The following is a 12,418-nucleotide window of genomic DNA, read 5'->3' on the forward strand; positions in this document are numbered from 1 at the left end:
ATCGGTTGTTTTAGGTTGTGAAGACGAAAGTATCGAATTTCCGTGATCTCACCCGATCGGTAGTACTAATCGGCTCATAATGCGCCCATCGTCGAGTTTGTAAAGGTTGAATTCCGATCCCATTTGCTGCATTAGGGCTTGACAGATCGCAAGGTGCAGTCCGGGGGGTTTATCCAAAGTCGATGGAGCTAGTAGATCTACGGCTCGTCCGGCTTCTAGGTCTTCGATTAACCGAGGCTCGATCGTGCCATCATCGGTGATCGCGATCTCCATCCATTGCTCGTCTAATTGCCGACACCAGATATCGATTCGTCCTCCTGGCTTTGCTCTCTGGCAGGCAATCAGTAGTAGTTCGTACAAGACCAGTTCAATTTTGGTAATGTCTCCAAAAATCATGGGATTGATTTCGTGATGCACTTGTGACCAGAGTTGCCGCTGTTTGAGTAAGTGATCGATGCGATCGAGTGCGCGTCTCACGAGTCCGATCATTTGAACAGTTTCGTTTCTAACGGTTAATTGCCATTGTTCATCGCGAATGACTTGACGGACAGGTTCGATCGCGTCGTCGATCTGCCGCACGAATTGAGCTTGTTTCGCGTCTTGTGAAAGTTCGCTCAGTTTAGAAACGCTGAATTTTACTGATCGATACATATCTTCTAAGCGTCGGTGCTTGTACCAACTGAGTCGTTCTAATCGATCGCGATCGCGTTTCAATGCTTCGGAAACCATCAGATGCCGTCGTGACCAAGCAAGTTGAGCCACGAGCGTATTCAAAACGGTGAGATGTCGATCGAGCCATTGTCGTCCCAAACTGTCTGCAACAAGTAGAACCGCAGTCGGTTCATGTTCAGGAGCGGTTCTGAGGGTGATGGCTAAAAGTTGACCAATTCCAGGAGCGTTCAACCATTGGCGAGTTTCGATCGGGATTTCATCGATCGACATAGACAAAATTCCCTCATGACCCAGAACGCGATGCAGAAAGATATCCGTCTCGATCGAGACTTTCAAAACTGGATCAATGTTGAATTTTCGCTCACTATTTGATTGCACAATTCGTCCGACTCGTCGCCCTGCTGACCAAGCCACTAAAACTGCCATCGGTGCTTCTAAAATTTGGGCGATGTACTGCAATGCAGATTTTTCCAACAGATCTAAATGTTGAGTCTGCTGAATTGTGTTTAAGCCCCATTGAATGGTTTGATAAACCTTCTGTTGTTGGTCGTTTTGTTGCTGAAGTCGCCACTGTCTAAGCACTATCCCAATCTGCTGGGCGGCAATTTTCGTAAATTCTGCTTCCGAATGGTTCCACGATCGAGGCGCTTCATTTGCCAAAATGATCAAGCTTTCCACGGATTTCTCCGGGGCAGTGTTGCACACCAACAGCGATCGCACTCCCATTTCTAAAAGTGGAGTTCGCCAAGCTGCAAACCGCAGATCATCTTCTAAGTTCTCGATTGCGATCGCGTTCGATTGTTTTTCCAACATTTGCCAGTCGATCGGACTGAGTGAAGCAAACCAAGCAGGTAACGGGCGCTTGTATTTTGGCTGGCTTTGATATCGAACTTCAAACGCATCATGATCCGTGTCATACACTAGCGCGAGAACACGATCGACATTCAATCGCTGGTTCAACAAATTCGCGGCATTCTGAAGCGCAGAAACTCCATCGCCTGTACTGTAAATGGCTTGAGCAATTTTCGCGGTGAGTGCCTGATCGAGTTTGACTTGTCCGATCGTGTCTTCCATGCCTTCGAGCGGTGACACGAGCGCAATCAGTTGTGCCGCCGCTTTGATAAATTGCTTATCTTCGTCTTGCCAACCTTTCGGCTCATCACTTTCGGCTGCCAAAAATCCCAGTAGTTCATTCTGGTACAAAATCGGAGCCGCAATCAGCGATCGAGCACGAATATATTCCATCACTCGAACGGTAATCTCGGCTTTGATCATGCCCATCGATTCCCCGATCGCGATAACCTGATCCGCTTGTAGTGCTTGATAAAAGCCGCTCATTTCCTGAACGGTTAAGCCCGATGAATCATCGATCAATCGAGTCCCTTTCTGATTCGTTGCTCTGCGCCAAAAGTACCGCCGCGATCGTTCAAACCAATACACACTCGTTCGAGCAGGTTGAACAAAAGCCTGAGTTTGATCAATCACCCGATCGAGACGACGATCAAAATTAGGAAGCGATCGCAGTTCTGACAACATTGAGAGCATTGGTCGATCGAGTGGTTTGATCTGTTGCCGCTTCCATTCTTTTTCTGCGAGTTCTAGCGTTGCCGCAAATTCTCCTAAAGCGATTGAAATTAATGCTTGCTCTTCCGGTTTCGGAAAATTTGCCCACAATTTTGAGCCAAGCATTGCGACTCCATAACACCGATCTTTCAGCAAAATCGGGAAAATCATCGTGCCTTGAATGTTCGCTTTTTCGGCAAATTTTCGCCATTCATTTGCCCGTTGTTCTTCCCGCAGATCAGGCAGCGTTAAAGGGTTCTGCTGAATCACAACTTGTTCGAGAACATCGCCTGGGGTGAGTAAAAATCTTTGTTTAAGCAAGGGTGCATCTTTGATCGGACTTTTACCGCCTTTCCCAAACAAGCGATGTTCAGAGCGATCGTACAATCCAATCCAAACGAGATCAAAGCCAAAACAAGTCGTGAAATAAGCGTAGATACATTCGATCGCAGGAGTATCGCCCTCTCGCAGACGTTGCAGGACGCGACCGAGGGCAATAAGTTGTTGTTCAGATTGCGTTGTCTCTTTCGAGTGACCCATTTAACCAGCCGGGGGAATAGCTCTTTTGTGTCAGGCGGACATGCCGACTCGTTTTTTAGAGTGCCCGGAGGGATTGAGTTTCGCACGAGTTGAATTCGGTCATCGCGGCTCAAAATACGCTACTGTAGCGATGCTCCCTTGTGATTCTTTGATTTTTCCTGTGTCAGATTTTTATCGATCGATTCTTCGTCCGGTGCTGTTTTCGGGTTTGAAGGCTGACCCGGAGTGGCTGCACGTTCAGACTTTACGATCGCTCTCTTGGTTGAATTCGCTCGACTGGTTGCGATCGCAAGTGGATCATCTCTACGGTTATGAGTCTCCAAAATTGGCTCAATCCCTTTGGGGGCTATCATTTCCGAACCCGATCGGACTTGCAGCAGGATTCGATAAAGATGGAGTCGCAGCAGATATTTGGTCAAGTTTTGGCTTTGGATTTGCAGAATTGGGAACGGTGACGTTTCATGCACAGCCCGGAAATCCTCAGCCTCGATTGTTCCGATTGACAGAAGATCTTGCAGCCCTGAATCGAATGGGATTTAACAATCAGGGCGCGGCTGCATTACGATCGCGTCTCGAACATCGAAATTCAGGAATCCCGATCGGGATCAATCTAGGCAAGTCGAAGATTACTCCACTTGAAGAAGCCGCAGACGATTACTTGGGTAGTTTCCGATTGTTGAAATCATTCGGTGATTACTTCGTCGTAAACGTGAGTTCTCCGAATACGCCCGGATTGCGATCGCTTCAAGCCACGGATCAATTAGAGCCAATTCTCTCAGCACTTCAAACTGAGAATCAATCCGAAAAGCCGCTTCTGGTCAAGATTGCACCCGATTTGGAATGGGAAGATATTTCTGCGATCGTCGATCTCGCCCAGCGTTATCAACTCTCTGGAATCATTGCAACGAACACCACAATCCGCAGAGATGGATTAAAAACGCAAACGGTTCGCGGTAATCCAATCAGCGAAGAAGCAGGCGGGATTAGTGGTGCTCCTGTGAGAGCGCGATCAACGGAGGTAATTCGATCGATCTGGAAACAAACGGGAGGCAGCTTACCAATCATCGGAGTGGGAGGAGTGTTTTCTGCTGACGACGCTTGGGAAAAAATCACCGCTGGAGCCAGTTTAGTTCAGGTTTACACGGGTTGGATTTATGAAGGTCCAACAATGGTAAAGCGAATTTTGCAGGGATTAGAAGAACGGTTAGAGCGATCGAACTTTTCGAGTTTGAAAGATGCGATCGGATCAGGGAACTAATTTTAGTGCTTGTGGATTTTGGCGTGTTTGTTCATCCGCTATCTCGCCCGGAGGTAAACGCTCCGGGCTAATCGAAGAAACCCCACTGAAGTGGGCTGAAACTGCACTCTTAGGGGGCTTCAGCCTCCTTTCTCCTGTTAGCCCGGAGCGTTTACCTCCGGGCGGACTGAATCGCAGCGACAGACTTTCATCAACGCAAAATTTTCAATCATATTTGCACTCAGGGCATAAAATTTAATCCCACAGAGTGAGGTAGAGATTCCAGCAGTGCCCAATATTGAGAGAAAATCAGTTTTGCGATCGCTCTGACCCATGAAAACAGCGTTTCTCATTCTCGGCGCACAACGCAGCGGTACATCCGTCACCAGTCACGTTCTCTCAAAATTTGGCATCGATTTCGGCTCAGAGCAACACTTTCTCCAAGCGGGACACAATCCAATTTTCTTTGAACTGAAATGGATTAACGACGCGAATAATCAATTGATTCAAGCTCTAGGGCATCGATATACAGACTTCTTTCTACCGATTGAACAAGATTGGGAAGGCAATCAGTTCACCGAATTTGAGCAAAATCTAAAATCCCAAATCCTTCAAGAATGGGGCAATTCAACCTCGATCGGTCTAAAAGATCCCCGCTTTTCCCTAACATTTCCAGTTTGGCAGCGCGTTTTGACTGAACTCGGTTACAGCTTGAATGTGATTCTTGCGTTTCGCTCTCCGTCTAGCTTTCTCAAATCGAATCAATCGCTGTTTCTCAATTGGGAAGGTTGGACGGTCGATCGACATTTACGATTCTGGTTGCAGTTGAACTTAGCAGCGACCTATTTCACTCGCGATCTGCCAGTCTATTTCTTGAGCTACGAAGATTTGATGATCAATCCGCACTCCGAAACCGAGAAATTAGCGGAACACTTTAATCTCGATCGAACTTTGATTGATCAAGCTGCGGCTGTGATTGATCCCTCTCACCATCATCACCAAGCCATGACCGAAACAGGTGTAGCTTTGATCGACGAATACTATCAAAGACTGAGATCTCACACGGTTTCCACGATCGATTATCAGAACTACGCTAGAAATTAATATGCTTCAACCGATTGAATTCATTGAATCGCGGATCGCTCAGAAAGGTTTAACGGTTTGGTTTACAGGATTGAGCGGCGCAGGCAAAACTACAATCAGCCAAGCTGTCTATCAGAACCTAATTGAGCAAGATTTGAAAGTTGAACATTTAGATGGCGATCTAGTGCGGCAAAGTTTGACGAAAGGACTGGGATTTAGCGAAAGCGATCGTATCGAAAATATTCGGCGCATCGGATTCGTGGCGCATCTACTCACCCGCAACGATGTGATTGTTCTCGTCTCTGCAATTTCACCGTATCGCACCGCACGGCAAGCAGTCCGACAGCAGATCGGCTCATTTGTCGAAGTCTTTGTCGATGCACCTTTATCCGTCTGTGAACAGCGCGACGTAAAAGGACTTTACCGAAAAGCAAGAAGCGGAGAAATTCAGCGATTCACCGGAATTGATGATCCGTATGAAGCGCCATTAAATCCAGAAATTATCTGCTCGACCGCAGCCGAATCGATCGAGCAAAGTGTCGCCAAAGTGATGAACGCGATCGCTAATTTCCCCGCACAATCAGGCGGTAATCTCGATTCGTATTGGGGCTAACTGTTCCCACCCAAATCTGATAAGTTCCCGGTTCCCAAGTGTCTTGCTGCAATCGCACATCGCCGCCAGCATCGCCCGCATCCGCACAGCGAACTCCCCCCGGTCCCGAAATCAGCAGAGTCGTATCGGCTCCCCCACTATCCACCCGAAGCGACAACGAAGAAAACGGACGTTTCAGCACCAACGTATGATCCGGAGACGGATCACCAAAGCCAAGACACTTCTGTTTTTGTCGATCGCTATTCCCCACGATCGCAGGCAGCGAAGTTGTTCCTCCAGTCGATCCCATCATCATGCCTGAAGTCGTTTGATTATCCAGTGTCATACTCTTAAAGTTGCCGGGTTGTGCAATGGCAGGAAGCGAAATTGCCATTGATAATCCGATTCCCCAAATTGTTAGTGATTGTATATATCGAATCATTTAGAAACCCCTCTCCAATCGAACCTAATTTCTGTTGAAAAAACTTATGTTTTATCGATCTATAGCAGTAGAAGCTTAGATTAAGACCTCCTCGGAGTTGCCCCCAAACCCCCAATTCTGGGGGCTTAAGACTCTTGCTCCCCCAAACTTGGGGGCTGGGGGGCGATCTCGAAGTGTCCTAACTGAAATAAGTACGGCTATAAAATCGTATTGTAGGATCGAAGACGTTGGCGCACTAGATAAAGTGTCCGCTTCGTGAAACTGACTTTCGTGAGATCTCAACATCAACAGCGGGCAATATGCTAATCGGAATCTTGACTGTGCTACTATTTCTGGGATTACTCACCGTGCGGCTTGTCTTATTTCCTTCAGAAGTATTGACCTATCTTCAGGTTCCCACCTGGGCATTTTGGATCGCTCTCTTGGGCATCCTGACCTGGTTATTGCGGGACTAAAATGAATCAGCGGTGCAACGATTAATACAATCGAGCAGTGTTAGACCTGCTATGAAGAAAAGGAATGCCTGTTGCCCCCAGTAGAATTCTATGATGGCATCACCTGAACAAGAAGCAGCAAGGCTGACGACCCTCTATGGGTACGGCATTCTTGACACCCCACCCGAAGCGGCATTTGATAGTTTGGTGCAGTTAGCCGCTCAGATTTGTGAGGTTCCGATCGCGCTTCTCGGTTTTATCGATGTCGATCGACAATTTTTCAAAGCCAAAGTCGGTCTCGATGTGGTCGAAATGCCCCGCCGCAAATCGATGTGCAATCACACGCTGACGCAATCTGATGTTTTAGTCGTCGTAGATGCATCTGGAGAAGAGCGATTTATCACGCATCCCCTGGGATCTAATCTGCCCCCGATTCGGTTCTATGCAGGCATGGCATTGATCGATTCCGATGGGTACGCACTTGGAACATTGTGCATGATGGATTACGTGCCACAAAGCTTAGATACGGCTCAGAAAACCGCATTACGATCGCTCTGTCAGCAAGCGATTAGTCTACTCGAACAACGTCGCCAGATTCGAGAGCTAGAACAATCAGCAGGACAACTGCGATCGACCGGAATGCAACTCCAGTTACAGCTTCAACACGTTGTGACACGAGTTTTAGCCGAATCTGCCACTTTAGACGAAGCCACTCCCCGACTATTGCAAACCATTTGTGAACATGCGAACTGGGATTTTGGCGAACTATGGCTTGCCGATCGAACTGCTAATGTGATTCGCTGTACGGCGCATTGGAGCAGGTTGGCAGGACAATTTACTGAGTTTGAAAGCTCCTCGCAATCGTGGGTTTTTGCGCCTGGATATGGCTTGCCGGGACGAGTTTGGAGCAGTGGTGAGCCGCTGTGGATGAGCGATGTGGTGTACGACAAATTGTTTTTACGATCGCACATTGCCGCCAAGGTTGGACTTCATGCCGCAATGGGTTGTCCGATCATTAGCTGCGATGGAACGGTTGGCGTAATTGCTTTATTTAGTCACCGAGTGCAGCCGCCCGATGAAGAAATGATGACAACGATGATGGTCGCGATCGCGGCTCAAGTCGGACAATTTATCGAGCGCAAACAAGCAGAAGAAGAATCGCAAAGACAGAATGCTCGATCGCAGTTACTCGCAGCAATTACTTTACGAATTCGTCGATCGCTGCACATCAGAGAAATTCTCGAAACGACCGTGGCAGAAGTGCGCCAGTTTTTGCAAGCCGATCGTGTGGTGATTTACCGCTTTGATGAAGAGTGGAATGGAGTCGTTGAAGTCGAATCAGTGCAAGCAGGTTGGATTTCGGCTCTAGGTGAACACATCGAAGATACTTGCTTCAAGGAAGGTTCCTGGAGACGTTATCAGCAAGGCGAAACAACCGCGATCGATGATGTTGAAATTACACCATTAACTCCTTGTCATCAAAGATTACTCAGACAATTTCAGGTCAAAGCCAATCTCGTTGTTCCCATTCTCCAAAATCAGGACAATGAGACAGAACCGCAGCTTTGGGGACTCTTAATCGCGCATCAGTGTGAGAGTCCGCGTCAATGGCAAAGTTTTGAAGTTGAATTTCTGACGCAGTTGGCGGATCAGGTTGCGATCGCGCTAATGCAAGCTCGATTACTCGATCAAGAACGAGAACAGCGATCGACGTTAGCCGAACAGAATCTAGCACTAGAGCAAGCCAGAGCCGAAGCAGAACGGGCTTCTCAGATGAAGAGTACTTTTCTAGCGACAATGAGCCACGAGATTCGGACTCCGATGAATGCAGTGTTAGGCATGACCGGATTATTGCTCGATACTGAACTGAATTCGACGCAGCGAGATTTTGTTGAAACGATTCGTACAAGTGGCGATAATTTGCTGACGTTGATCAATCAGATTCTCGATTTCTCAAAACTTGAAGCGCGAGAAATGGAGCTAGAAGCGCTCGATTTTAATTTGGCTTCCTGCATTGAAGAAGTGGCGGATTTGTTTGCACCTGCGGCATTTGCGAAAGGCTTAGAGATTGGCACTTTAATTCACCACGGTTTACCGATCGACCTTCGCGGTGATGTCAGTCGATTGCGGCAAATTCTCACCAATCTCGTCGGCAATGCAATTAAATTCACTAAACGCGGCGAAGTAATCATCGAAGCAGTTTTAGAGTCTGAAACGCAGACCTCAGCCACGATCGCATTTTCTGTAACCGATACCGGAATCGGCATTCCCGAAGACGCGCAATCTCGCTTATTCCATCCGTTCGCTCAAGTGGATGCGTCGATGACTCGTCGATATGGTGGAACCGGATTAGGATTAGCAATTTCGCGTCAGTTAGTTGAATTAATGGGCGGTGAAATTGGTGTTGAAAGTAGACCAAAAGCCGGATCAAAATTCTGGTTTACGCTCACCTTTGAAAAGCAACTCGATCGCGTTTTGCCTCAACCAAAATCCGCCATCGAACTCGATCTAAGCCAATTAAGATTATTAGTCGTTGACGATAATGAAACGAATCGCACGATCGTTCGTTACCAAGTTTCAGCTTGGGGAATCGAAGTCGATGAAGCGGAAAATGCTGCGATCGCATTAGAAAAATTACGCGATCGTGCCCGTTCAGGAAGACCTTACGATCTGGCAATTCTCGATATGCAAATGCCCGAAGTCGATGGCGAAACGCTCGGTTCTCAAATTAAATCCGATCCCGATTTAGCTTCGACCAAATTAATCATGATGACTTCGGTTCATCGCTGGGGTGGCGCGAAACGGATGGCAGAATTAGGGTTTTCTGCGTATCTGATCAAGCCCGTGAAACAGTCAAGATTGCTCGATTGCATCATGAGTACGATGTCCCCAACTGAGCCTACAAAATCAACAATTACTCCAGTTCAAACCGTCTCAAATCCAGCAAATTCAAAGCTAAAAATTCTATTGGTTGAAGACAATATTGTGAATCAAAAAGTCACCTTAAACCAGTTGAAACATTTAGGCTACACTGCGGATGTTGCGGCGAATGGCAAAGAAGCGATCGAGATGCTAGATCAAATTCCCTATAATCTCGTTTTGATGGATTGCCAGATGCCGATTCTAGATGGGTATGCCGCCACAAGAGCGATTCGAGAACAACAATCTCAGCGTCAGAGTGTGATCATTGCACTCACAGCAAATGCAATGCTAGAAGATCGAGAGCGATGTTTAGCAGCGGGAATGGATGATTATTTAAGTAAGCCAATCTCAAAAGAAAAGCTGAGTGAGAAGTTAACCTATTGGAGTGAATTGTTAGAGCAGCAAGCGGTAAAACAACAGATGAATTTAGCGATCGATTGGAAACATCTCCATCAAATTTCCGATGGAAATACAGATTTTGAACGCGAATTATTGCAGATCTTCTGGGAAGATACCCAACAGCATTTAAGCTCCGCAAAAACAGCTTTAGAGTCAGGAAATGCAATCTCTATTTCGCGCTCTGCCCATCATATAAAAGGTTCAAGTGCGAATGTCGGATTATACGAAATGCAAGCGATCGCTTCAACCCTAGAGCAACAAGCGCTCAAAGACGACCTATCACAAGCAGCAATACTAATTTCGCAGCTTGTGGAAATGCTAGACAAGTTAAAACAGTTCCTGAATGCCGAACAATAGATTGCTTGCGTGAATGCCTTTATGCAAGCGAGTTTCTCACCGTAGGGAGTTGAGCAGCACATTTTGTCTGTTTAGTTCCGAATTCTGTTCGGTTGGCATCTCGGATTCATGTAAGAAGTCTAGTGACGCTTAACCATTTGTTTCCTGTTCGATCGTCATATCTTAACGTTGTTATGGAATGCTATCGACATGAGAAAACCGTTTTACCAAAGCTGGATCGGATGTTTAGCAATTGCATTGTTAAGCGTCTTTTTCGCGCTCCAACTCTCTGCAAATCCAAGTCAAGCAACATTGATCGGATTTGCTTCATTAGCTGCGGATAGTTTTGCTCCGGGCAGTGATGCAGGTGCAGGAATTTCTGCGAACGGTCGCACAGGTCCATTCAAGGGACAACCGCTTCAAGGATTTAGCGGCGTTCAATTTGCCGATCGCTCTTCGTTCTGGTTCTTAGCCGACAACGGTTTCGGCTCGAAAGACAATAGCTCAGATTTCTTACTCAGGCTCTATCGCGTGGAACCGAGTTTTCGCGGTCAAGGTGGAGATGGAACGATGAAATTGATCAGCCTGGTTCAGCTTGCCGATCCCGATCGCAAAGTTCCCTTTAAGCTAACGAAGAGCGATCGCACTTTAACAGGCGCAGATTTTGACCCCGAATCGTTTGTGATTGCTAAGGATCGATCGTTTTGGATCGGGGATGAATTCGGTCCGTATTTGCTGCATTTCGATCGCGATGGAAAATTACTGCAAGCCCCGATCGCGACTCCGAATCCGAGCGGTGGCACTGTACGATCGCCTCAAAATCCGAATGGTGAGCCAAATTTAGCGGGTTCAAGAGGATTTGAATCGATGGCAATTAATCCCGATCGTACAATCCTGTATTTAATGCTCGAAGGCTCAGTCAAAGGCGATCCAAATGGATTACTCAGAATTTATAAGGTGAATGCAACGACTGGAGAATTTCAAGGCATTGCCGGATATTACAAATTAGAAGACCCGAACAATGCTACAGGTGACATGACTGTGATTAACGAGAATGAATATTTAGTAATTGAGCGAGATAATAAACAAGGTGATGAAGCGAAATTCAAAAAGATATACAAAATTGATCTGACTAAGAAAGACAGAGATCAAACGATCGAGAAACAAGAAATCGTCGATCTTCTCAATATCCAAGATCCAAACGATCTTTACCGAGATGAAAAGACACAGTTTCGATTTCCATTTCAAACGATCGAGGATGTTCTCGTGGTCAATTCCAATACCATTTTGGTGGCGAACGATAACAATTATCCGTTCTCGATCGCACGACCCCCAGGCATCGACAATACAGAAATCATTTTGTTGAGACTTTCCCAATCTCTAAATCTAGATTCCCGAATCGGTTTACCCAAACGTTAGCGTATGCGTTATCTCAATCCATCCAAATTCATTCTCCCGCTCGTTCTCATTTCCTTAGTCGGCTGCGGCAAATCACTCGATGCCGCTAACATTGAAGCTACGATTAAAGACGGCATCACCAAACAAGGCGGAACTTTGATTAAATCGGTAATCTGCCCAGACAATATCAAGCCCGAAGCAGGCAAAGAATTTGAGTGTGTTGGCGTTCTCGATTCGGGTGCAGGATTCCCGATTTCAGTCAAACAACAAGATGCCCAAGGCAGCATTTTCTGGGAAGCCACCAGTGTCAAAGGTTTGATTAATATGGCGCAGCTTCAAACCGAATTCGAGCAAGGACTGACAAAAGAAATTGGACAAGCCTCGATCGATTGTGGCAAAGCGACTACTTATCGATCGGTAAAACCCGGCGAAACCTTTGAGTGCCAATTGATTAAACGCGATCTCAAATCTGCAAACAAACCCAAAGCTACAGAAAAACCTATCTCTGCTGATTCCACAAAACCCACCACAAAACCAAACGATACAATTCAAGTCACGATTCAACCGTCTGGAGATATCAACTGGCAACGCATCATCAACGTTGCGGAGGCAAAAACTCCAACGCCAACAGCTACGACAGCAACAACGGTCACAGACACACAAAAACCAACAGAATCGGAAACGCCAAAATCGAAAGCACCAGATTTTAATCCATCTCCTGCTCCACCTGCCGCAAAATCACCTGAAGATTTTCTGAATCAACCAGGAGCCGCAGACGATTTCGAGTAAGCGATCGCTCC

The 12,418-nt window shown here is 46.7% G+C and carries 9 protein-coding genes; 7 read left to right on the plus strand and 2 right to left on the minus strand.

Annotated elements, in window-relative coordinates; all coding sequences use genetic code 11:
• Positions 1 to 48: 48 nt before the first annotated feature.
• On the minus strand, positions 49 to 2,775 hold the full coding sequence (locus ACQ4M5_RS03730) for a GAF domain-containing protein (protein WP_430674256.1): 2,727 nt from the start codon (positions 2,773 to 2,775) through the stop codon (positions 49 to 51).
• A gap of 40 nt (positions 2,776 to 2,815) precedes the next feature.
• Between ACQ4M5_RS03730 and ACQ4M5_RS03735 the strand changes: the two genes are divergently transcribed.
• From ACQ4M5_RS03735 to cysC, 3 genes are all read left to right on the plus strand, one after another.
• A complete protein-coding gene (locus ACQ4M5_RS03735) occupies positions 2,816 to 4,033 on the plus strand; it encodes a quinone-dependent dihydroorotate dehydrogenase (RefSeq protein ID WP_430674257.1) in 1,218 nt (405 codons plus the stop codon).
• A gap of 312 nt (positions 4,034 to 4,345) precedes the next feature.
• Positions 4,346 to 5,116 carry a sulfotransferase gene (locus ACQ4M5_RS03740; RefSeq protein WP_430674258.1) on the plus strand — a complete coding sequence of 257 codons (771 nt, stop codon included), beginning with the start codon at positions 4,346 to 4,348 and terminating at the stop codon, positions 5,114 to 5,116.
• A 1-nt stretch (position 5,117) separates the two neighbouring features.
• Positions 5,118 to 5,708, plus strand: a complete 591-nt coding sequence (gene cysC, locus ACQ4M5_RS03745) for an adenylyl-sulfate kinase (protein ID WP_430674259.1) — start codon at positions 5,118 to 5,120, stop codon at positions 5,706 to 5,708.
• Here cysC and ACQ4M5_RS03750 read toward each other — a convergent pair.
• On the minus strand, positions 5,659 to 6,129 hold the full coding sequence (locus ACQ4M5_RS03750) for a hypothetical protein (protein ID WP_430674260.1): 471 nt from the start codon (positions 6,127 to 6,129) through the stop codon (positions 5,659 to 5,661). The two genes, cysC and ACQ4M5_RS03750, sit on opposite strands and share 50 nt — an antisense overlap.
• Positions 6,130 to 6,428: 299 nt before the next feature.
• Between ACQ4M5_RS03750 and ACQ4M5_RS03755 the strand changes: the two genes are divergently transcribed.
• From ACQ4M5_RS03755 to ACQ4M5_RS03770, 4 genes are all read left to right on the plus strand, one after another.
• On the plus strand, positions 6,429 to 6,584 hold the full coding sequence (locus ACQ4M5_RS03755; RefSeq protein ID WP_430674261.1) for a hypothetical protein: 156 nt from the start codon (positions 6,429 to 6,431) through the stop codon (positions 6,582 to 6,584).
• Positions 6,585 to 6,674: 90 nt separating this feature from the next.
• Complete coding sequence (locus ACQ4M5_RS03760; RefSeq protein ID WP_430674262.1) at positions 6,675 to 10,241, plus strand: GAF domain-containing protein; 3,567 nt, start codon at positions 6,675 to 6,677, stop codon at positions 10,239 to 10,241.
• A 189-nt stretch (positions 10,242 to 10,430) separates the two neighbouring features.
• Positions 10,431 to 11,639 (plus strand): esterase-like activity of phytase family protein, encoded by a 1,209-nt coding sequence (locus tag ACQ4M5_RS03765; protein ID WP_430674263.1) that lies wholly within the window; start codon positions 10,431 to 10,433, stop codon positions 11,637 to 11,639.
• A 3-nt stretch (positions 11,640 to 11,642) separates the two neighbouring features.
• Positions 11,643 to 12,407, plus strand: a complete 765-nt coding sequence (locus tag ACQ4M5_RS03770; RefSeq protein ID WP_430674264.1) for a DUF4333 domain-containing protein — start codon at positions 11,643 to 11,645, stop codon at positions 12,405 to 12,407.
• Positions 12,408 to 12,418: the final 11 nt, after the last annotated feature.

Source organism: Leptolyngbya sp. AN10 (assembly GCF_050565645.1).
In the GTDB taxonomy this organism is placed as follows: domain Bacteria; phylum Cyanobacteriota; class Cyanobacteriia; order Leptolyngbyales; family Leptolyngbyaceae; genus Leptolyngbya.